Raw genomic sequence first — 22675 nt, 5'->3', positions numbered from 1 at the left:
CGCCGAACGGTTCCCTCACCCAAAGAGCGAGGGGGAAAGGCGGAGCGGCATCGGTATTCAAGGCCTGCGCCGAACGGTTCCCTCTCCCAAAGGGCGAGGGGGAAAGGCGGATCGGCATCGGTATTCAAGGCCTGCGCCGAACGGTTCCCTCACCCAAAGGGCAAGGGGAAAGGCGGACCGGCACCGGTATTCAAGGCCTGCGCCGAACGGTTCCCTCACCCAAAGGGCGAGGGGGAAAGGCGGACCGGCACCGATATTCAACGCTAGTGCCGAACGGTTCCCTCTCCCACCGGGAGAGGGTTAGGGTGAGGGGGCTACGCGCTGGCGGCGCTCCAGACCCGGCGCTTGCCACATCGACGTTGTCAGCCCGCTATCCACCAGACCCAACTGATCGGCGTACACCGTTTGCCACTTGCTCATCATCTCCTGATACAGCTCGCGATGCTGCGGATTAGGGGTGAACTCGCGATGCCAGCTCACTAACCGCTCTCCGGTACTGGCCATATCGCCATACAGTCCGGCGCCGGTTCCGGCGGCGATGGCGCAGCCCAGAGCGGTGGCTTCGCGGACCACCGGCACCCGCACCGGCAGGCCGGTGACGTCGCTGAGGATCTGGCTCCACAGCGCGCCTTTAGAGCCGCCGCCGGCAAACACCAGGCTCTCGAATGTCACGCCGGAGAACTGCGAAATCTGCGCCAGGTTGCAGGCGGAGACAATCGCCGCGTTCTCCTCCAGCGCGCGGAACAGGGTCGCTTTGTTGCACTTCTCCGGATCGATGGAGAGGTTAATAAACGACGGCGCGGCGTGGTACCACTGCTTAAAGTGCATAGCGTCGGAAAAAATAGGCATCACGCCGTGGGATCCGGCGGGCACGCGGCTGGCCATCTCCTCCAGCAGCGAATAGGCATCAACGCCGAGCCGCTCGGCAATCAGTTTTTCTTCAGCGCAGAAGGCGTCGCGGAACCAGCGCATGGTCAGCCCGGTAAAGAAGCTGATCGATTCCGCCTGCACCATGCCGGGAATGACATGAGGATTAACGCGAATATTCATCTGCGGATCGGTACGCACCTGCGGCAGGTTGACCACCTGCTGCCAGAAGGTGCCGCCGAGTACTGCGGTTTGCCCGGCACGCACCACCCCAAGGCCCAGGCAGCCGAGCTGGACGTCGCCGCCGCCCATCACCACCGGTGTCCCGGCGCGCAGGCCGCTCTGCTGCGCCGCCGCTTCGGTGACGGCGCCCAGCAGGGTACCGGTCTCTTTGACCGGCGACAGCATATCGGCGCGCAGTCCGGCCATATCCAGCAGCGCCGGGCGCCAGTCGCGGCTGAACAGATCGAGCATGCCGGTGGTGCCGGCGTTTGACGGGTCGACCGCCAGCTCGCCGGAAAGCTTCGCCGCCAGCCAGTCGCTGATCATGGTGATGGTCGCCGCTTTGCGGTAGATATCGGGGCGGTGGTGCGCCAGCCACAGCAGGCGCGGCATGGCGCTTAGCGCCAGGGTTTGTCCCGAGACCTCGTACACCTCGGATTCAAAACGATAGTCGTGGATCTCCTTAAGCTCCGCCACTTCGCGGCTGGCGCGGGCATCGACGTTGGCGCAGGCCCAGATGGCCTCGCCGTCGCGGTCATAGAGGACGATCCCTTCGCGCATCGAACAGCAGGCGACGGACTGAATATCGGCGGCAGAGAGTCGGGCGGCGTCGAGCGCCTGGCGAATGCACTGGCAGGCCAGCTGCCAGTTGGTAGTAAGGTCGAACTCCATCGAGCCGGGGACGTTATCAACGCTCAGGTGTTTCCATTCGGCCTGGCCTACCGCCAGCTGGCGGCCATTAAGATCGAAAATGACCGCCCGAATGCTGCCGGTCCCGGCATCTAACGCTAACAGGTAACTCATGACATGCGCCTCGCTGTTGTCGCGCGGCGCCAGGCCGTCAGGAGGCCAGTGCGAGCACCGCGCGTGCTGTTGTCTCTTCCGTTACCAGGCCATTAATGCGCTTGCCAATCAGAGCGGCATGAATCGCCTGCGCTTTTTGTTCTCCCCCGGCGACGCCGACGATGGTGGGCAGCTGCGCCAGCTCATCAAGGGTTACGCCGAGGAGTTCCCGATGGATCTCCAGTCCTTCTACCGGCCGGCCGTCGGCCTGCAGGAAATAACCTAAAATGTCGCCGACCGCGCCTTTGCGCGCGTACATCAGCTGTTCGCCCTCGCTGATATAGCCGGAGCGTAAAATGGTGGCGTCGCGCCGCTGATCGATGGCGCCAATGCCAACCACCGCCGCGTCCGCCGCCATCGCCGCCAGCATCACGTCGCGCACGCTCGACTCGCGGCGCAGGATCTCGGCGACCTCCGCCGAAGAGACCCGCAGCGGCGCCGGAATAATGCTGACGCTGCAGGCGGCATCAAGCTGGCCGATGCCGGTCATATAAGGGCCGACGCCGCCGGAGAGGGTCACCAGCCGCACCTGCTGCGAGCCAATAAATCCGCTGAGATGCTGCAGGCAGCTCATGGTGGCTTCGCCGAACCCGACCGCCAATAATTGCCCCGGTTGCAGAATGCCCATCAGCGACTGCGCCGCGCCGATCCCCAGCCGGGTATTCATCGGCGGGGTATTGAGCGCCGGCAGCACGCGGGCAAGCTTGAGGCCAAAACGCTGCTGGAGTTCGCTTTCCAGCGCCAGGCAGCCCTCATAGCGCGAGTTGATCTGTACACGGATCACTCCGGACTGGCGGCCTTTCTCCAGCAGGCGGGAAATCTTCAGCCGTGGCAGCCCCAAACGCTCGCCGATGTCATTTTGCGTCAGGCCATCGTGGTAGTAACACCACGCCACCCGCGCCACCAGCTCTTCCTCGGCTAACGCCAGCCCGGCGTAGCGGTTCTCTTCCGTAATGCGTTTTTCGCTCATAAATTGAACTCTTATAAAAATTTAGATCATATGTTCGCTATTGCGCGGTCGGAAAGTGTGAGCCGACTGGCAAAACGGATCTTTCATCGCTGGCGCATTTATTCCTGACGATCTAAAGCACCAAAGTGTGATCTTCGCACGGTTGTAAATATAGTTCACCGTCTACGCTTTTGAACATTATTAAATTTAAAAATCATTTGTTCAATCGAGGCGCGATGATGAAGCCACTGTTTGAAGCTCGTCAGATTTGCAAACAGTTCTCCGGCGTTGCGGTGCTGAAGGGCATCGATTTCACGCTATGCGCGGGCCAGGTGCATGCGCTGATGGGCGGCAACGGCGCGGGTAAATCAACGCTGATGAAGATCATCGCTGGCGTTGAAACGCCGGACAGCGGTGAACTGACGCTCGGTGACCGCGCGTTTGCGCGTCTCAATCCGGCGCTGGCGCACCAGCTGGGCATCTATCTGGTGCCGCAGGAGCCGATGCTGTTTCCCAACCTCAGCGTGCGCGAGAACATTCTCTTCCGCCTGTCGAAGCGGGCGGATACCGCCGCGCGGTTGCAGGACAAACTGCAGCAGTTGAGCTGCCAGATCAACCTCGACGCCAGCGCCAGCACGCTCGAGGTAGCCGATCAACAGATGGTCGAGATCCTGCGCGGACTGATGCGCGAGGCCAGGATCCTGATCCTGGATGAACCCACCGCCTCTTTAACGCCGGGTGAAACCGAGAGGCTTTTTAGCCAGATCCGCGCGTTACAGGCGCTGGACGTTGGGATCGTCTTTATCTCACACAAATTGCCCGAAATACGCCAGCTTGCCAGCCATATTTCGGTGATGCGCGATGGCGCGGTGGTGCTGAGCGGCGAGACCGCGGCTTATCGCGATGAGCAACTGATTAACGCTATGACGCCGGCCAGCCGCGACCATGCGCTGAGCGACACGCAAAAGCTGTGGCTGGCGCTACCGGGCAACCGGCGTACTCAACCGCAGGACTTTCCCGTGCTACGGGTGGAGGATCTCACCGGAGAAGGTTTTATCGATCTCAATCTGGAGATCCGCGCCGGAGAGATCGTCGGTCTGGCCGGGCTGGTGGGATCTGGGCGCACCGAATTTGCTGAAACCCTATACGGCCTGCGTCCACCGCGCGCCGGGCGGATCTGGCTGGAGAATCGCGAGATCGGCCGCGATAGTATCCGCGCCAGGCTAGCCAGCGGGCTGGTCTATCTGCCGGAAGACCGCCAGGTCTCGGGGCTGTTTCTCGATGCGCCGGTGCGCTGGAACACGGTGATGTTCAATCAGCCGTCGTGGTGGCAGCAGGGGAAACGGGAGGCGGCGGTGGTTGAGCGCTATCACCGTGCGCTGGGGATCAAGCTGGCCGATGGCGATCAGCCGGTGCGCACTCTCTCTGGCGGTAACCAGCAGAAGGTACTGCTGGCGCGCTGTCTGGAAGCCAATCCGTTACTGCTGATTGTCGATGAGCCGACGCGCGGCGTGGATGTCTCCGCCCGCGCCGATATCTATCAACTGCTAAAAAGCGTTGCCGCGCAAAACGTGGCGGTGTTGATGATCTCCAGCGATCTGGATGAGTTCGTTGGCCTGGCCGACCGGGTGCTGGTGATGCATCAGGGCCGCTACAGTGGCGAATTGGCGCGGCAGGCGGTGACCGTCGATCGCATGATGACCCTGGCCTTCGGAGGGCAGGCATGAAAACGTTACTGAAGAATCGCGAACTGAGCGCCTTCTTTGCCATCGTGGCGCTCTTTGTTGTGCTGGTGGCGCTCAATCCAGCCTATTTCAGCCTGCAGACCCTGGCGATGATTTTCGCCAGCTCGCAGATCCTCTGCCTGCTGGCATTAGGCGCGACGCTGGTGATGCTGACCCGCAATATTGATGTGTCGGTAGGCTCGACCGTTGGGCTGTGCGCCATCGCCGTCGGCGTGGCGCTGAACAACGGTTACGGGCTGGCGACGGCTATCGCCTTCGCGCTGGCGATTGGCGCGCTGGCCGGGGCTTTTAACGGCCTGCTGGTCGTGGGACTGCGCATTCCGGCGATTGTCGCGACGCTCGGTACGCTGGGGTTGTATCGCGGAGTGATGCTGCTGTGGACCGGCGGGAAATGGATCGAGGGCTTGCCCGACAGCCTGAAATCGCTCTCGGAGCCCGCGTTTATTGGCGTGTCGCCGCTGGGCTGGCTGGTGCTGGCGCTGCTGCTGGCGGGCGGCTGGCTGCTGTCGCGCACCGCCTTTGGTCGTGATTTTTACGCCGTTGGCGATAATCTCGCCGCCGCGCGTCAGCTGGGCGTGGCGGTCAACCGCACGCGGATGCTGGCCTTTACCCTCAACGGCATGCTGGCGGCCTGCGCCGGGATCGTCTTCGCCGCGCAAATTGGTTTTGTGCCTAATCAGACCGGCAGCGGGCTGGAGATGAAAGCCATCGCCGCCTGCGTACTGGGCGGGATCTCGTTGCTCGGCGGTACCGGTACGCTGCTCGGCGCGTTTCTCGGCGCCTTTTTCCTCACCCAAATCGACACCGTGCTGGTGCTGTTCCGCCTTCCCGCCTGGTGGAATGACTTTATCGCCGGCCTGGTGCTGCTCGGCGTGCTAGTGCTCGATGGCCGCCTGCGCCAGGCGCTGGCCCGCCATCAGCGGGCGCTAAAGTACAGCCGTTTCCAGCCCGGTAATAAAGGGGGCAAACAGGTTGCCCGCTTTCCCGAACGCAAAAGCAAAGAGGTGGCTTAAATGAAGCTGAAGCTTAACTGGGAAAGCGCGCTGCTGGCGTTGCTGATCGCGGAAATCCTGCTATTCGGCGCGTTGAATCCGCGCATGCTGGATCTCAATATGCTGCTCTTTAGCACCAGCGACTTTATCTGCATCGGCATCGTCGCGCTGCCGCTGACGCTGGTGATCATCAGCGGCGGGATCGATATTTCGCTGGGCTCGACCATCGGCCTGTGCGCTATCGCCCTCGGCGTAATGACCCAGGCGGGCTGGCCGCTGTGGCTGGCGGTATCGCTGACGTTGCTATTGGGGCTGCTGTGCGGGTTATTTAACGCCGCGCTGATTCACTACACCGGCATCAGCCCGCTGGTGATCACCCTCGGGACGCTGTATCTGTACGGTGGCGGCGCGCTGCTGCTTTCCGGGATGGCCGGCGCGACCGGTTACGAGGGGATTGGCGGTTTTCCCGATAGCTTCACCGCCTTCGCCAATTTAACCCTCGCAGGACTGCCGCTGCCGCTGGTGCTGTTCGCGATTATCACCTTTTTCTTCTGGCTGCTGGCCCATCGCGGGCGCTTTGGCCGCCACCTCTTTTTACTCGGGCAAAACCCGCGCGCCGCGCGCTATGCCGCGCTGTCGGTGAACGGCATCCCGTACGTGCTGTATGGCCTGGTTGGCGTCGCATCGGCGGTCGCAGCGCTGGTGATGGTCTCCTATTTCGGCTCGGCGCGTTCGGATTTAGGTCGCGACCTGCTGATGCCGGCGCTGACCGCGGCGGTGCTTGGCGGGGCCAATATTTACGGCGGCTCGGGATCGATACTGGGTACCGCGCTGGCGGCGTTGCTGGTGGGGTATCTGCAACAGGGTTTACAGATGGTCGGCATCCCCAACCAGGTGTCGAGCGCGCTGTCAGGGGCGCTGTTGGTTGTGGTGGTGATGGGGCGTTCGCTGAGCCTGCACCGTGAATGGGTGCGCGCAACCTGGCGGCGTCTTTTCTCGCATAAAACAATCGGAGCATAAAATGAAATTAAAACTGATCGTGCTGGCGCTGACGATGAGCGTGGTTACCGCGCAGGCGGCGGACCGCATCGCCTTTATTCCTAAGCTGGTTGGCGTCGGCTTCTTTACCAGCGGCGGCAACGGCGCGAAAGAGGCAGGGAAAGCGCTGGGCGTTGATGTCACCTATGACGGCCCGACCGAGCCCAGCGTCTCCGGCCAGGTGCAGCTTATCAACAACTTCGTCAACCAGGGCTACAACGCGATTATCGTCTCCGCCGTCTCGCCGGACGGCCTGTGCCCGGCGCTGAAGCGGGCGATGCAGCGTGGGGTGAAAGTCCTGACCTGGGATTCCGATACCAAGCCGGAGTGCCGCAGCATCTATATCAACCAGGGTACGCCGCAGCAGCTCGGCGGCCTGCTGGTGGAGATGGCGGAAAAGCAGGTCAGCAAACCAGCCGCCAAAGTGGCGTTTTTCTACTCCAGCCCGACGGTGACCGACCAGAACCAGTGGGTGAAGGAAGCCAAAGCCAAAATCGAAAAAGAGCATCCGCAGTGGCAAATCGTCACCACCCAGTTTGGCTATAACGATGCCACCAAATCGCTGCAAACCGCCGAGGGGATCTTAAAAGCCTATCCGGATCTCGACGCCATTATCGCGCCGGATGCCAATGCGCTGCCGGCGGCGGCGCAGGCGGCGGAGAACCTCAAGCGTCAGGGCGTGGCGATCGTCGGCTTTAGTACTCCGAACGTGATGCGCCCGTACGTTGAGCGCGGCACGGTGAAAGCTTTCGGCCTGTGGGATGTGGTTCAGCAGGGCAAAATTGCGGTTAACGTCGCCGATCGATTGCTGAAAAAGGGCGATCTTAACGTAGGCGATAGCGTTGAGGTGAAAGATATCGGCTCGTTGAAGGTCGAACCGAATAGCGTGCAGGGCTACCAGTATGAAGCGAAGGGCAACGGTATCGTGCTGCTGCCGGAGCGCGTGGTGTTCAGCAAAGAGAATATCAACAACTACGACTTCTGACGGAGGATGAGATGGCTGATTTAGACGACATCAAAGAGGGTAAGGACTTCGGTATCGACCGCCCGCAGCAGAACACGCTGTATACCCTGAAAGGCTGCGGCTCGCTGGATTGGGGCATGCAGTCGCGGCTGGCGCGCATCTTTAATCCGCACAGCAACCGCACGGTGATGCTGGCCTTCGATCACGGCTACTTCCAGGGTCCAACGACCGGGCTTGAGCGTATCGACCTGTCGATTGCGCCGCTGTTTGCCGACACCGATGTGCTGATGTGCACCCGCGGCGTACTGCGCAGCCAGGTACCGGTGGCCACCAATAAGCCGGTGGTGCTGCGCGCCTCCGGCGGTAATTCGATTTTGAGCGAACTCTCTAACGAATGCGTGGCGGTGGCGATGGAAGACGCGCTGCGTCTCAACGTTTGCGCGGTGGCGGCGCAGGTCTATATCGGCAGCGAATACGAACATCAGTCGATCAATAACATCATCAAACTGGTGGATGCCGGCAATCGCTACGGTATGCCGGTCCTGGCGGTTACCGGCGTCGGCAAAGAGATGGCCCGCGATGCGCGCTATTTCTCGCTGGCCAGCCGGATTGCCGCCGAAATGGGGGCGCAGTTTGTGAAGACCTATTTCGTTGAGGAAGGCTTTGAAAAAGTGACCGCCAGCTGTCCGGTGCCGATCGTCATCGCCGGCGGTAAAAAACTGCCGGAGCATGAGGCGCTGGAGATGTGCTGGCGGGCAATTGACCAGGGGGCGTCCGGGGTGGATATGGGGCGCAATATTTTCCAGTCCAGCGCCCCGCGTGCGATGCTGAAGGCGGTGAAAAAGGTGGTGCATGAGAATCTGAACGCGCGCGAAGCGTATCAGTTCTGGCAGGAAGAAAAACAGGGAGAGCTGAAATGAACGTCACGCTGGTGGAGATCAATATTAAACCCGAGCGGGTGGATGAGTTTCTCGAGGTGTTTCGCGCCAACCACGAAGGCGCGCTGCGGGAACCGGGCAACCTGCGCTTTGATGTCCTGCAGGATCCAGAGGTGAAAACCCGCTTTTTTATCTACGAAGCCTATAAAGACGATGAGGCGGTGCTGGCGCATAAGAAGACGCCGCACTATTTAGCCTGCGTCGAAAAGCTGGAGGAGATGATGTCGCAGCCGCGGCAGAAACGCAGCTTTATCGGCCTATTACCGGCGGTGTGAGACGAGCCCTCACCCCGACCCTCTCCCGAGGGGAGAGGGAGAAAAGCGGGCCGGAGCAGTGAATAAAACGGCATCGAACGGTTCCCTCTCTCCAGTGGGAGAGGGAGAAAAGCGGGCCGGAGCAGTGAATAAAAACGGCATCGAACGGTTCCCTCTCTCCAGTGGGAGAGGGAGAAAAACGGTATCGGACGGTTCCCTCTCTCCCGTGGGAGAGTGAGAAAAGCGGGCCGGAGCATTGAATAAAAATGGCATCGAACGGTTCCCTCTCTCCAGTGGGAGAGTGAGAAAAGCGGGCCGGAGCATTGAATAAAAACGGCATCGAACGGTTCCCTCTCTCCAGTGGGAGAGTGAGAGAAGCGGACCGGAGCAGTGAATAAAAACGGCATCGGACGGTTCCCTCTCTCCAGTGGGAGAGGGAGAAAAGCGGGCCGGAGCAATGAATAAAAACGGCATCGAACGGTTCCCTCTCCCCTGTGGGGAGAGGGTTAGGGTGAGGGGAATTACTACTTACGGAAAAACTCGTTATACAACATATATAAATGCGCCGCGCTCCACGAGAAGTTGGGCGCCCCCTGCTGGGCGCCGGTCAGCGGATTGTAATTCTCCTGAATAGGGCCATCGGCGGTTAAGCCTTTGGCGTGCTGGAAGAAGGCGTCCGCCAGCTTCAGCGCCTCATCGCGATGACCGTAGCGCTCCATTCCCTTTAGGCCGAACCAGAACTGATCCACCCACACTCGTCCGCGCCAGTAAATATCGGCGCCAAAGGCCGGGTTGGTCAGCGCGGCGGTGCCCAGCGGCACAAAGGTGTTGAACTCTTTCGGGTCGAGCATCACCGAAACCACATCGTCAGCATGTTGCTGCGTCGCCGCGCCGTTAAACAGCGGCGACCAGCCTTCCGGCCCTTTGCCGCGCTCGACGATCGGTTTACCGGCGCAGCCGTTGGCCAGCGGTTGTTCCTCGATACGAATGTCGTAATAGAAGCGGGTCTGCGGGTCGAACATGCAGGTATTGATATAATCCGCCAGCTTCGCCGCCAGCGCCTGATAGCGCTTTGCTTCCTCCGCTTTGCCAAGAATGGTCGCCATCTGCGCCAGATAGTGGTTATCGCTGTACATATAGCTGGCCTGATCGACCGACTCCTGGAGCAGCGAATACCCCAGCAGGTTGCCGTCGCGGTCGCGGTTTTCGGCGAATTTCACCGTCCAGTCGCTGCGTTTGCCGCCGTTGGCGACGTATTTATCCAGCTGTTCTTTATCGATAAAACCAAATACCGCCGCATCGTCGCGCCCGGATTCCCACGATGCCGCTACCTGCGCCGGGATTTCGAGGCTGTCGTAATCGCCTTTGGCCGTCACCTGCTCGTAGGCGCTAAGGCCGGAAAGCGTCTGCTCGGTTTGCCCTTTTTTCACCGTGAACAGCATGGCGCCGTCGGCGGTGTTGTGCGCCTTATCGCGGGTCGCGCCATATTCCGGCACGCCGTTACCGTTATGGTCGCGGTTGCGTAGCCACCAGTCGTGATAGGCCACCAGCTTCGGATACATCTCTTCCAGCCATGCTTTATCTTTGGTGACGTTATACACCTCCATCACCGACCAGGCCGCGAGGCTTGGCTTGGTGTTGCGTTCGTTCCAGTTGCCGCCGTCGCCGCCGCGCTCGGGGCTCAGGTTCCAGGCAATCAGATCGGGCACAAATCCGGCATCCTGCGGGCGCACCTTATCATTGGCTTTAATCTGCCAGGAGAAGACGGCGCGGATATTCTCTTTGGCGATATCCGGGTTGAAGTGGGCCATGGCGTAGGCCTGTTTCCAGGTATCCCACGGCCAGGTCTGGTTGCCGGAGAACCAGCGGCCGGTCACGGATGGGGTGACGGTGTGGTAATGCACCGCGCCGCCCGGCGCGCGCCAGTTGCCGTTGAGCGTCTCAATGGCTTTCACCGCCACGCGGGTCTGTTCGGCGGTAGCGTCTGGATTGCTGAGACCTTTTTGCAGATAGCCGTCCCAGCGCTGTTCGGAGGCGGTGAGATAGTAAGCCGGGCGCGCCAGAATATCGCGGATCTGCGCTTTTTCCCGCCGCGCTTGCTCCGCGGTGAGCAGGTGCGAATAAGTGGTGTAGAGGGTGGTGGAGCCGCGGATCTCCGCGCTGCTGGTGAAGCGGTGACCGTCGATACGGGTCTCGGTTGCCAGCGAACGGTGGATCTGATACTGCGATTCGCCGGAAGTCATCAGGTCAGAGGCGGCGCGAACTTTGCCAAAGCTGACCGTCAGGCCGTCGGGCGTGGCGCTCAGACGGCGCTGATAGTCCGGGAAAGCTTCATCAATGGTTTTGCCCGACAGCGCTTTACCCTCTTTGGCGGCCAGTTTTTCCAGTAATTCGCCATCCCACACCAGCTTCAGTGGAGTGTTGCTGGTGATTTTGGTCTCCACTAGCGAAGTGTGGGCGCTGGCGAAGCGCAGCGTCATCTCCACCTTCACGCCGGGCGCGGTCAGCGTTTGTTTCAGCGCGCCGGGCAGGCTCCAGGCCTGCAGGGTGAAATCGACCTTTTTGCCGTTCTGATACACCGTCAGGCGATCGAAGTTGGTGGCCATAAAGTTGATGTACTCTTCGGTCAGCAGCGCCGGGCCGGGGAAACCGCCCATGGTCGCCGGGCCGTCGGGCAGCAGGTGGCCGTGCCACGCCCCGAGGTCGAAAAAGGGGTTGAAGCGCTGGTGGTCATCGGCGTCGAAATCCTGCATATACTGCGGCGCGCCGCTACGATCGATGACGTTTTTAAACGCCTGCGCGGTGACGGCGTGGGCGGAAAAACTCAGCATCAGCGCGCAGGCCAGCGGCGTCAGCGTAGTGGTGAGGTTCATGGTATCTCGGCTCCTTGTTACCAGTAGAAGTATTGCATCAGGAAAATTTTGTCGCTCGGGTCGCCGCTGGCGTTGCTGGTGTAGAAACGGCTGTCGGCGGCGGTGGCGAAACGCCCGCCGCCGTATTCGTACCAGATGCCAAATTGCATAAACGCGGTGGTTTCATCAGCGGCGTGGTCCGGGCGGTGTTTGGCGTAGCTGTATGCGGTGGAGAAGTAGAGCCCGCTTAAGGCTTCATACATGGCGCTGGCCATAAAGCCGGTTTCGCTGCCGGGAACATCCAGCCCTTTGGCGCGGCCGGTATGGTGCCAGGCGCGGAAGGCCAGATTGGGCGACAGAACGCCGGTCAGGAATAGCTGTCCGGTGCCGTCGGTCACTTCAAGGCCGTTCATCCAGGTGACATCTTTGACGATGTCGTACTGCACGTAGCCGTTGACCATTGCCGGATAGGTGTACTTATCGTCATAGCGATCATATTTGCCGAAGTGCAGCCAGGCCTTGCTTTCATCGTGATGACCGGCCGGCGTGGCGGTGACGCTATAGCGGAAATCGCCGCTGCGGTTTTGTACCTTCAGCGCGTACATGATGTCGCGGGTATTGGGGATCACATAACCCAGATCGGGGGTAAAGTCGCCCCACCACTGCAGGTCGTCCAGCGACGAGTCCTGGCGCAGGCTGAGCATGATCTCGGTGTTGTTATCGGTTTTATAGCCGCCATAGAGGCGGTTAAGGCCGCCTTCCACGCCGCCCCAGCTGTGGCCGGGCGTCCAGGCATTGCCCTGGCTATCGGCCTGTACCGTCCAGGCTTCGCCGTAAATCAGCCCGAACCAGTGGCCGTTTTTGACCTCCAGCCCGCCCTCGATATAGGTGCCATCGCTGTATTTATGTTTGTCCTCGCCTTCTAAATCCATGTATCCGCCAACCCCCAATTCGCCGTAAAAGCGATAGGAGGTGGTGGTTAATTCCGGCGTTTTGGTATCGTCGTGCTCGGCCGGATGGACAGTCTCAGCGGCCGCCGCAGGGGCGCAAAAAGCCAGGGCAACGAGTGCCCCGTATAAGTAAGGGTTAGTTTTCATTTTTTTAAGGTATTTAAGAGGTATGGGAAGCCGGAGCCGCTTCTATTTGTTGTTGTTCCTGGGTTAATCCTTTGACGTATCTGCTGTATTTCCACCACGCGAAGCCAAGGAAAATCACGATCCCGCCAACGTTGTAGAAAATAATGGTCAGGATGTTGCCGCCGGTTGGGAAGGTTGAGGCGATGAAGCCGATGGCGAAAATCACAATCAGCATGGATACCACCACGATGCCGGTGGTACGCGAGCCCATGCGGAAATCGCGCGGCAGATGGTCGAGTTTGCGGCGCAGGTTGAGGTAGGCCAGCATGATGAACAGCGGCGGCAGCATGGAAGCGGCGGCGGTCATGTTGATGATGGTGTTCATCAGATCCTGCACGGTGTTGGATCCCAGCGTCGGGATAATCATCAGCGGAATGACGATCAGATACTGGATCCAGGCCGCGCGCGCCGGGACGCCGTTCTCATTGAGCTCGACGGTTTTTTTACCAAAGATGCCGGAGGGAATTTCCGAGAAGAAAATTTTAACCGGGGTGGCGGTCCACATCAGCAGCGAGCCAAACATCGCGGTAAACGAAACGAGGCCGACGAAGCGGTTCATCAGCATTTCCGGCAGGCCAAAGTAAGCCGCCAGGCCGTGGAACACCTGCACCGATCCGCCGGTAAACTTCAGCTCTTTGCTGCTGACGAAGACGTTGATCAGCACGGAGGAGATCGAGTACAGCACGCCGATGAAGATCCCGGCGAGGATGATCACTTTGACGAAGGATTTCGAGCCGCCTTTCACATCGTTGACGTACACCGCCACCGATTCCGCGCCGCCCGCCGCCATAAAGATCCACGTGGTAATACCGAGGAACGCCCAGTTGAAGTTAGGGATCATCGCCTCGACGGTGATCGGATCCGCTGGCTGCACGCCGCCCACCAGCGCGGTACCGGCCAGCAAAATATAGGAGAGCGTCAGCAGCAGCATCAGCGATGAGGTAACGGAGGTGATAGGCCCCAGCATTTTCGCGCCGTTGGTGGAGATCCAGGTGGAGAAAGCGAACAGCGCCATGCTCAACACGGTGGTGGCGAACGGCGTCAGAATGTATTCGTAGCCGAGGAAGGCGTAAGAGGCATAGGCGATCACGCGCGGCAGCAGCGAGGTGAAGAAAAACAGGTTTACGAACCAGTAAGTATAGGCGGTGATAAACGCCCAACGGCCGCCGAGCGAACTCTTCACCCAGGCGTAAACCCCGGCCTCGGAGTTTTTATTCAGTGACACGAACTCGGCGATAATCAGGCAAAACGGAATGAAGTAGAACAGGGTAGCGAGGAAGAACATCGGCGCCGACGCCAGCCCCAGTTCGATATTGTTGTTGATGACGTTATTGAAACTGTAAACGGCGGCAAAGGTCAGCGATAGCAGGCCGAACTTGCCGATGGTATTACGTTTAGTATCAGACATAACACATCTCCACACATTGTCCTTCAGAGGGTCGCTGAAGGGGTTGTGTTGTTTGTAGGGTAGAGGTAGTTAAGAATTAATGTCGATTTTAGTAAAAGTTTTAGTAAATAGAAGTAAAGAAACCGAATAGCTTTAACTCGATCACGAAAAAGGTTGAGTAATACGTAATCAGGAGAGGGTTAAAAAAATCCCGCCAGCCGACCAGGGGCTGACGGGACGACAGGAACGTTATTTACCGGCGGCGGCAGCGTTAACCGGCGCCGCGGCGCGCAGACGTTGCTGCTTTTTTTCAAAGCGGGTGATCCACCACCACGCCAGGCCGGAGAAGACCGCGGTCATAAAGACGTTGATAAAGAAAGCGTTAACCAGATCGACGCCCGGCGGGAAGGCCGAAGCGGTCATGCTAACCACGAAAATCACAATCAGCATCGATACCACGCTCATGCCCACTTTCCTTGAGCCCATACGGAAATCGCGCGGCGTGTCATCGTGTTTCCAGCGGAAGACGAAGTAGGCGGCCATGATGAACAGCGGCGGCAGCATGGCGGTACCGGCGGTGAGATTAATGGCGGTGTTCATCATCTGCTGCACGCTGGCGGAGCCGAAGCCGTTAACAATCAACATCAGGAAGACGAACAGGAACTGCCACCAGGCGGCGCGTACCGGCACGCCGTGGGCGTTCAGCTCGGTGGTTTTCTGGCCGTAGATACCTTTCGGGATTTCCGAGAAGTGGATTTTGACCGGCGCGGCGGTCCACATCATCATGCTGCCGAAGATAGCGATAAACAGGATGATGCCGACGAAGCGGCCCATCAGCGCTTCAGAAATGTGGAAGTAGGCGCCGAGACCGGTAAAGATTTCCACCATTCCGCCGGCGTAGGTCAGGTTTTCACGGGCGACAAAGACGTTAACCAGCAGCGAACCTAAGGCGTACATACCGCCAATCAGCACTCCGGCGGTGATGATGACTTTAATAAAGGATTTCTGCCCGCCCTTGGTGTCGTTGAGGTAGGCGGCAACGGTTTCCGCGCCGCCCGCGGCCTGGAAAATCCAGCACATGATACCGAGCGTCGCCCAGTTGATGGTCGGCTCCATCGCCGCCAGGGTAATCGGCTGCGCCGGGACGTGACCGGAACCCAGCGCGGTCAGCGCGCCGACGACGTAAATCGCGAACAAAGCGAACACGCCGTAGGCTACGCATTCGGAAATTTTACCCAGCCAGGTCGCCCCTTTGGTGGATATATGGGTAGCCATGGCGAACAGCACGATGGAGATAAGCGAGGTCACCATCGGCGAGAAGGGGATCGCGTAACCGGTGATCGCGTATGAGGCGTAGGCCACCACGTTCGGCAACAGCGAGAGGAAAAAGAACAGGTTCACAAACCAGTAGAGGAAGGAACCAAGATAGGCGGCGCGGGTCCCCAGCGGCTGCTTCAGCCATGCGTACATCCCGGATTCGGAGTGTTTGTTGGCCGAGACGAATTCGGCGATGATAAACACGAATGGGATAAAGTAAACGATAGTGGCGAATAAGAAGATAGGCGCGGAACTGAGCCCTAACTCAATGTTGTTATTGACGATATTTCGCACGTTAAAGACGGCGGTAAAGGCCATCGATAGCAGCGCGAACTTGCCGATTTTGGCACGTACAGATTCGGACATACGTCCTCCAATCATTCATCTACCCGCCGCAGCGGGCTGGAACCGAAAGGCCAACGGGCTTACCCGTTGACCTCCCTTGTCGCTTAACGCGGGTTTACTTATTGAGGAAGTATCCGTCTTCAACCGTGACTCGCAGCACCACTTTTTTTACCGGCGCATCGCAGATAAAGCGGTAGGCTTCGTCGATATCGCAAATCACCATCTGCCCTTCGTGAACCTTCACCGTTTCACCGATCCCTTTCAGGTATTCGCGATCGGTTTCGTCGCGGTAGCAGGCGACGGTTTGCAGATTTTCTTTGGCGGCAAACTCGATTTTCTGCTGCCCCTGCAGGTAATAGTGCACCTCAAAGTAGCGGCGGTTGCCGACAAATAGCGCATCGGTCGTACTATCGGATTCCACCCGATAGGAGAGCGAATCGCCAATGGAATGCGCCACACCCGGGCGGATGTTGTCGATGTTATTGATGGCTTCCACGCAGCGCTGCCATTTGCGGCCGCTATGATAAACCTGCTTAAACTGTTCTAAATTATCGAGAATTCTCATTGTTCAGCCTCGCTGTGTGCAACGGGGGAAAAGAAACCGGCGCCGAAGCTATGGTTCGCCAGTACCTGCGAGGTGCCGCATCCGCCCTCCAGCGGCAGCAGCGTAAAGCCATAGTTGAAGGTGTTGAGCCAGACGCGCCACCTATCCAGCACTTCGCTGCCCCAGGAGTTGGAGCCGAGGCCGAGCAGTTGCGCATCGATATTCAGGGTGATGTCATCGCTGCGCTGCAGTTCGTTGCAGTGCTGGGCGGCGTGCAGGTTTTCTGCCGTATAATGCCAGGCGCTGATGTTGAGCGTATTGCGCGGAACGACCAACAGACCGCTGCCGTGGCGGTCGCTGAACGATGCCCAGCGCACGTGCTGACGATTACCGTTGTTCTGCGGGAACGGATAATTGACGAACATATCGTCGACGGTGGTATGCCAGATATCAATGATGTTGCTTTGCTGGCTGTCGGCGTAGTTCTCGCCCGGCCCGCGGCCATAGTAGTTCACCTGGTCGAACTCACCGTTAATGCCCAGCATAAAGCCGATGCACGGGACGATGTGTGGATAGTCGCCGTAGCGCTCGCCGGCCAGCTCAACGTTGATGTGGCCCTGTGGGGTAATCTGCCAGCGATAGGTACAACGCATACCGAAGTCGAACACCGGCGGCGCAATCACGCTGCGGGTGGTGATCACCACCGTTTCGCCCTCTATTTCAGCGCTGAATTCGCGCAGATGCTCCTGCATTATCTGCAGGTGGGCCGGCTGCCACAGTCCTTCGTATTCCTGTTTATGGTTATCAATCATTGGCTTGAAGAAGTTAATCTTCGGCTCGCGGGTTACCTGGTCGACGCCGTTGACCTGCCATTCGCTCAGTTTGCCGCTGACCTTGCTGAACACCACGCGGAAGTTATGGCCGCAGATGGTGTAGCTGAGGCGTTCATCGACAATCTGCAGCGGCGTGGCGCTGGCGTTTAACAGCGGCGTTCGCGCGGCGGTTCGCGCTTTAAGCGGGAACTGATAGACGGCGATATCGTGATTGGCTTCGCTATACGGGGTGCGCGAATCTTTGGTCACCATGATGTTGACGAAAGCTTCACGTTCGTCGAGCTGCGGGAGGGCGATTTGCAGGTCGCGGCCGCTGTTCGGCGCCAGGTCTTTCACTTTCAGCAACTGACTGGAGAGCGTTTCGCCTTCGGCGCGCACTTCAACGCGCAGGGTGTAGTCATCGAGAGTGGAGAACCACAGTTTGTTTTCCACCCGCAGTTCGCCGCGGCAGATATCCCGCGCCTGCACTTTTACCGGGGCGATGACCTGTTTGTATTCGCGCAGGCCCGGCCCCGGCGTCTGGTCGGAGAAAATCAGGCCATCAAGACAGAAGTTGTAGTTGTTCGGGTAGTCACCATAATCGCCGCCGAATTTGTACCACACCGCGCCGTTTTCGTCGCTGGCCTGAATACCGTGGTCGCACCATTCCCACACGTAGTGGCCCTGGATACAGTCGTGCTGGTAAAAAACGTTCTGATATTCAGTTAGTCCGCCGGGACCGTTGCCCATCGCATGGGCGTATTCGCAAATAATGCGTGGTTTTTCATGTGGGTGCTCGCCGAATTCGTTCATCAGCGGTACGCGGGTATACATCGTGGAGATGATATCCACCACCTCGGCGTCGCGATCCTCTTCGTAGTGCACCAGCCGGGTATCATCCAGCGCTTTGGTGGCGTGGTACATGGCGCGGATGTTGCAGCCATAACCGGATTCGTTACCCAGCGACCAGATGACGATCGACGGATGGTTTTTCTGCGCGTGCACGTGGCGCACGATGCGCTCAACGTAGATGTGTTCCCAGGCCGGGTCGTCGGTGATGGCGCTGAGGTTGCCGACGTTGGCGAAACCGTGGGACTCCACGTCGGTTTCCGCCATCACGAACAGTCCGTAGATATCGCACATTTCATAGAAACGCGGGTCGTTCGGGTAGTGGGCGGTGCGCACCGAGTTGATGTTGTGCTGCTTCATCAGCAGCAGATCTTTTTCCACGCGATCCATGCCGACCGCGCGGCCTTTCAGATGATCGTTATCGTGGCGGTTTACGCCGTGCAGCATCACGTAGCGGTTATTGATATAGAACAGGCCGTCGCGCACTTTGATATCGCGGAAACCGACGCGCTGCGGGATGATTTCCAGCACCTCGCCGGCGGCGTTCTTTAACGTCAGCACCAGATGATAAAGATACGGGTTTTCCGCCGACCACTGCTGCGGCGCGCTCACATCAATCGTGAAGCCGGTGTTCAGCTGCTGGCTGACCTGCAGTTGACCGACGTTGCCCGAATAAAGCGCCTTTTCGCCGTCGAACAGGGTATATTCCAGCGTCGCCGCCGCCGTCTGCGGAGCCAGGTTTTCCAGCGTCAGCTGGCAGGAGAGGGTCGCGTCGATGTAGTCATCGTTAAAATCGGTGCGCACGGTGAAATCCTGCACGTGCAGCGGATTTTTCCCCACCAGATAGACGTCGCGGAAAATGCCCGCCGACCACCACATGTCCTGATCTTCAATATAGGTGGAGTCCGCCCACTGCATCACGCGCACGCACAGCAGGTTGTCGCCGGTTTGCACCGCCGCGCTGATATCGAACTCGGCGGTCAGGCGGCTGCCTTTGCTAAAGCCGATGTACTGGCCGTTAACGTAGACTTCGAAATAGGTTTCGACGCCATCGAATTTGATGATGGTTTGTTTGCCCTGCCAGCCGTCGCCGAGGGTGAACAGGCGCTGGTAGGCGCCGGTCGGGTTATCGGTCGGGACATACGGCACGTCGATGGGGAAGGGGAAACCTTCGTCGGTGTACTGCAGCTGACCGTGGCCTTCCATCTGCCACATACCCGGTACGGTAATTGGCCCCCACTCGTTCTGATAGCATGAGGTAAAGCTCTCCGGTACCAGCAGCGGGTTGGTGAAAAAGCGAAAGTTCCACTGCCCGCTGAGGGACAGGAAGCGGCTGCTGGTTTCGCGGGCGAAGGTCCGCGCCTGGGCCAGTGAGTCGTAAGAGAAGAAATACGCCCGCGGCGGCAGCCTGTTTTCATGAGTGAGTTGAAGGTTTTCCCAGCGATTCATATCGCCTCCCTGAACGGCTTAATAAGATAAAACTCATTTTAGTAAAACTTTTACTAAATAAAATCGTCAGGGATGATTTACTTTAACTCGATCACAAAATGAGCCACTTTGTGCCGGATGGCGGCTTCGCCTTACCCGGCCTACAGAATGGCGTTCCGGTCAGGACCGGTAGCCCGGCTAAGCGAAGCGCCGCCGGGATGGGGTTGGATTAACGGGTGGTGCCGCGCAGCTTCAACACGCTGGGAACAAAAACGTTAAGCGGCAGGGCGCGGCCATCGCGGGCCTTCTCGATCAGCAGGTTCACCCCCTGACTACCCATCATTTCGGAGTGGATCCGCACCGTCGACAGCGGCGGGAAGGTAAAGCGCGCGGTGGGGATATCGTTGACGCTAATCAGCGAAATATCTTCCGGGATCGCCAGCCCGCGTTCGTGAATGGCGCGCAGCACGCCGATGGCGATGGAGTCCGAGGCGACAAACAGCGCCCGCGGAAATTCCGCTTGCGCCAGCATCTGCTTCGCCAGCTCATAACCGGACGAGCTTGAAAAACCGCCGCGCCAGATATCATCGGCTGAAACCACGCCCTTCAACTGGCCGTACTCCACAAACGCCACTTCGCGAATATCGGCCTTGCCGGGCTGGTCCTGGCCGCCGATAAATCCAATACGCGACGCGCCCTGCTGGATAAAGAAGTCGACCACCTCTTTAGCGATACGTACCAGGTCGATATCCACCGCATCGTACGGGCTGCCGGCTTCGTGGAAATCAATAAAGCAGATATTGTCGGTCAGCGCGCTGGCGGTTTCGCGCAGCTCGCGCGTCGGCTGGCCGATAATCAATACGCCGGTGACTTTTTTCAGCTCGGGCAGGGTGTTATTGAGATAGCAGTTGGTGAGCTCGATGGCGAGCTTTTCGCACTGGGTTTCAATACCGTGGCGAATGGCGAGATAGTAAGGGTCGTTAATTTCCAGCTCTTGCTGGTAGCTGTACAGCGCCAGGATATGATGGTGGCCGACGGGTAGGACCTGCGTTTTACGCGCGCTGCTGCTTTTATACTCCAGCTTCTCCGCAATCTCGAGAATGCGATGCTTGGTCTCTTCTTTCACGTTCAGGGTGGGATCGTCGTTTAACACCCGGGAAACCGTCGCCAGCGAAACACCCGCTTCGGTCGCAATGTCTTTTAGCGTTGCCATCTTTTTCCTTTATCGGACGTTGCCCATGTTTGCTCATCCATTGTAAAGCAAGCGTCGCGTCCTGCACCTTATTTCAGTAAAAAACGCCTGCGCGCGAGGGCTGTTTTCCCCGGCGATAGCGTGACAGAAGTAGCATTATTCTCAGCATTATGCAGACGAACGGCAAAAACTTGCTATCTTTTAGTAAAAATTTACTGGAGGTGAGAGATGGATACCGTAGCTTACGCTGATTTTGCCAAACTGGAGATGCGCGTCGGCAAGATTGTCGAGGTGAAGCGCCATGACAATGCTGACAAACTGTACATCGCGCGGATTGATGTCGGCGACCGCACGCTGCAGACGGTCACCAGCCTGGTGCCCTACTACAGCGAAGAAGAGCTGCTGGGGAAAACGGTGGTGGTGCTGTGTAATCTGGCGAAAGCCAAAATGCGTGGTGAAACTTCTGAGTGCATGCTGTTATGCGCGGAAACCGAGGATGAAAGCGAAAGCGTGCTGTTGACGCCGGAGCGCGTCATGCCGGCAGGCGTGCGGGTGGTATAACGCGAAAATACCCTCTCCCAGCGGGAGAGGGTCGGGTGTGAATTATGTCTCTTCGACCGAAACGCGCAGTGCCGCCAGCGCCTTGCGCGCCGCCTTCAGCACCTGTTCGCACTGTTCGAGGGTGAGCGTCAGCGGCGGTTCAACGCGGATCGTCTTGGCGTTGTTTAACGTCCCGGCGACCAGCACCCGCTGCCTGAACATCTCGCTGGCAAAGTTATAGCCAATCTCGTTATCGACAAACTCAATGGCCATCAGCATGCCTTTCCCACGGACTTCATTCACCAGATCCGGATATTCGCGCGCCAGTTGACGGAAGCCGTCCAGCAACAGATCGCCTTTTTGCTCCGCCTGCGCCGGCAGGTTCTGCGAGAGCAAGACGTTGATCGTCGCCAGCGCCGCCGCGCAGGCCAGCGGGTTGCCGCCGAAGGTAGTGGTGTGCAGGAATGGGTTATCGAACAGTACCGAGAAGACCTCTTCCGTCGCTACCGTCGCGCCGATCGGCATTACGCCGCCGCCGAGCGCTTTAGCCAGACATAGAATATCCGGCTGCACGTTTTCATGCTCGCAGGCGAACATCTTGCCGGTGCGGCCCATGCCGGTCTGTACTTCGTCGAGGATCAGCAACGCGCCAAACTCGTCGCACAGTTTACGGACCGCCGGTAAGTAACCCGCCGGCGGCAGGATCACGCCGCCTTCGCCCTGGATAGGCTCAAGGATCACCGCCGCGACGTCATCACCGGTTTTCTTGCATTCGCTCAGAATGGAACGCATGGCGTTAATATCGCCGAACGGCACGTGACGGAAGCCCGGCAGCAGCGGCATAAACGGTTTACGGAAGGTCGATTTCGCGGTGGCCGACAGCGCGCCCAGCGATTTACCGTGGAACGCGCCGCTGGTGGCGACGAAGGTAAATTTGCCGCGCGGAGACTGATAGGCTTTTGCCAGCTTCAGCGCCGCTTCCACCGATTCCGTGCCGCTATTGCAGAAGAAACTGTATTTGAGCTTGCCGGGCGTTAAGGCCGCCAGCGTTTTCGCCAGCATGGCCCGCAGCGGGTCCAGCAGCTCCTGGCTGTGAAGCGGTTGTTTCGCGAGTTGATTTTCGACGGCGGATACCACAACTGGATTACGGTGCCCTACATTGAAGATGCCAAACCCACCAAGGCAGTCGATAAACTCCTGTCCCTGGGTGTCGACAAGCGTATTTAACCCTCCCGCTTGCCACTCTACGGCTCCGTAATCCCCGCCGGCTGTGACCGATTTTCTATACTCCAGAAACCCCGGGTTCACATGTTCTTTAAAGTATTCTCTCACCTCCTGGTTCAGTGCTTTCATTTCGTCATGGGAGAGCGATTGCTTCTCGATGAGATTCAGTGCGTGCGCGCTGCAGGCCAGAGCCGATGCGCTGGAAGGTAACCTGTTCAAAATGTGCTCCTGGGGGGG

General features: G+C 58.9%; 17 protein-coding genes. 7 read left to right on the top strand and 10 right to left on the bottom strand.

What is annotated here, in order from left to right:
• Nucleotides 1-300 precede the first annotated feature (300 nt).
• Nucleotides 301-1893 (bottom strand): autoinducer-2 kinase, encoded by a 1593-nt coding sequence (gene lsrK / locus AC22LX_RS12580; RefSeq protein ID WP_045392284.1) that lies wholly within the window; start codon nt 1891-1893, stop codon nt 301-303.
• Between the two features lie 37 nt (nt 1894-1930).
• Nucleotides 1931-2902: a transcriptional regulator LsrR gene (gene lsrR, locus AC22LX_RS12575; protein WP_045392282.1), complete on the bottom strand. Its 972-nt coding sequence runs from the start codon at nt 2900-2902 to the stop codon at nt 1931-1933.
• Nucleotides 2903-3120: 218 nt separating this feature from the next.
• Here lsrR and lsrA point away from each other — a divergent pair, with 218 nt between their 5' ends.
• The 6 genes from lsrA to lsrG are packed head-to-tail and all read left to right on the top strand — an operon-like array spanning nt 3121 to nt 8833.
• Nucleotides 3121-4608, top strand: a complete 1488-nt coding sequence (gene lsrA, locus AC22LX_RS12570; RefSeq protein ID WP_487334010.1) for an autoinducer 2 ABC transporter ATP-binding protein LsrA — start codon at nt 3121-3123, stop codon at nt 4606-4608.
• Nucleotides 4605-5639 carry an autoinducer 2 ABC transporter permease LsrC gene (lsrC, locus tag AC22LX_RS12565; protein ID WP_004174225.1) on the top strand — a complete coding sequence of 345 codons (1035 nt, stop codon included), beginning with the start codon at nt 4605-4607 and terminating at the stop codon, nt 5637-5639. Before lsrA ends, lsrC begins: the two co-directional genes overlap by 4 nt.
• A complete protein-coding gene (lsrD, locus tag AC22LX_RS12560) occupies nt 5640-6638 on the top strand; it encodes an autoinducer 2 ABC transporter permease LsrD (protein WP_032415568.1) in 999 nt (332 codons plus the stop codon).
• Between the two features lies 1 nt (nt 6639).
• The gene (gene lsrB, locus AC22LX_RS12555; protein WP_025710578.1) at nt 6640-7641 is read left to right on the top strand and encodes an autoinducer 2 ABC transporter substrate-binding protein LsrB; all 1002 of its coding nucleotides are present in this window, start codon (nt 6640-6642) and stop codon (nt 7639-7641) included.
• 11 nt (nt 7642-7652) lie between these two features.
• Nucleotides 7653-8540: a 3-hydroxy-5-phosphonooxypentane-2,4-dione thiolase gene (lsrF, locus tag AC22LX_RS12550; protein WP_047066085.1), complete on the top strand. Its 888-nt coding sequence runs from the start codon at nt 7653-7655 to the stop codon at nt 8538-8540.
• Nucleotides 8537-8833 carry a (4S)-4-hydroxy-5-phosphonooxypentane-2,3-dione isomerase gene (gene lsrG / locus AC22LX_RS12545; RefSeq protein ID WP_045392277.1) on the top strand — a complete coding sequence of 99 codons (297 nt, stop codon included), beginning with the start codon at nt 8537-8539 and terminating at the stop codon, nt 8831-8833. Before lsrF ends, lsrG begins: the two co-directional genes overlap by 4 nt.
• 503 nt (nt 8834-9336) lie before the next feature.
• Here the strand turns inward: lsrG and ygjK are convergent.
• From ygjK to ebgR, 7 genes are all read right to left on the bottom strand, one after another.
• On the bottom strand, nt 9337-11685 hold the full coding sequence (gene ygjK / locus AC22LX_RS12540) for an alpha-glucosidase (RefSeq protein ID WP_487334009.1): 2349 nt from the start codon (nt 11683-11685) through the stop codon (nt 9337-9339).
• A 17-nt stretch (nt 11686-11702) separates the two neighbouring features.
• Complete coding sequence (gene ygjJ, locus AC22LX_RS12535; RefSeq protein ID WP_045392273.1) at nt 11703-12761, bottom strand: protein YgjJ; 1059 nt, start codon at nt 12759-12761, stop codon at nt 11703-11705.
• 13 nt (nt 12762-12774) lie between these two features.
• Nucleotides 12775-14208, bottom strand: a complete 1434-nt coding sequence (locus tag AC22LX_RS12530) for an amino acid permease (RefSeq protein WP_045392271.1) — start codon at nt 14206-14208, stop codon at nt 12775-12777.
• Between the two features lie 228 nt (nt 14209-14436).
• Nucleotides 14437-15870, bottom strand: coding sequence for an amino acid permease (locus AC22LX_RS12525; RefSeq protein ID WP_009485171.1), 1434 nt, complete (start codon nt 15868-15870; stop codon nt 14437-14439).
• A gap of 94 nt (nt 15871-15964) precedes the next feature.
• Complete coding sequence (locus tag AC22LX_RS12520) at nt 15965-16414, bottom strand: beta-galactosidase subunit beta (protein WP_045392269.1); 450 nt, start codon at nt 16412-16414, stop codon at nt 15965-15967.
• Nucleotides 16411-19503 carry a beta-galactosidase subunit alpha gene (gene ebgA, locus AC22LX_RS12515; RefSeq protein WP_487334008.1) on the bottom strand — a complete coding sequence of 1031 codons (3093 nt, stop codon included), beginning with the start codon at nt 19501-19503 and terminating at the stop codon, nt 16411-16413. Before ebgA ends, AC22LX_RS12520 begins: the two co-directional genes overlap by 4 nt.
• 208 nt (nt 19504-19711) lie before the next feature.
• Nucleotides 19712-20695, bottom strand: coding sequence for a transcriptional regulator EbgR (gene ebgR, locus AC22LX_RS12510; RefSeq protein WP_009485173.1), 984 nt, complete (start codon nt 20693-20695; stop codon nt 19712-19714).
• Nucleotides 20696-20902: 207 nt separating this feature from the next.
• On the opposite strand from ebgR, the gene AC22LX_RS12505 reads away from it, so the two are divergent.
• Nucleotides 20903-21235 carry a tRNA-binding protein gene (locus AC22LX_RS12505; protein WP_015369597.1) on the top strand — a complete coding sequence of 111 codons (333 nt, stop codon included), beginning with the start codon at nt 20903-20905 and terminating at the stop codon, nt 21233-21235.
• 42 nt (nt 21236-21277) lie between these two features.
• Here the strand turns inward: AC22LX_RS12505 and ygjG are convergent, their stop codons facing one another.
• A complete protein-coding gene (gene ygjG, locus AC22LX_RS12500) occupies nt 21278-22657 on the bottom strand; it encodes a putrescine aminotransferase (RefSeq protein WP_047043175.1) in 1380 nt (459 codons plus the stop codon).
• Nucleotides 22658-22675: the final 18 nt, after the last annotated feature.

It is taken from the genome of Klebsiella sp. PK01, assembly GCF_057624675.1.
This window is presented reverse-complemented; position numbering and strand designations above follow the sequence as displayed.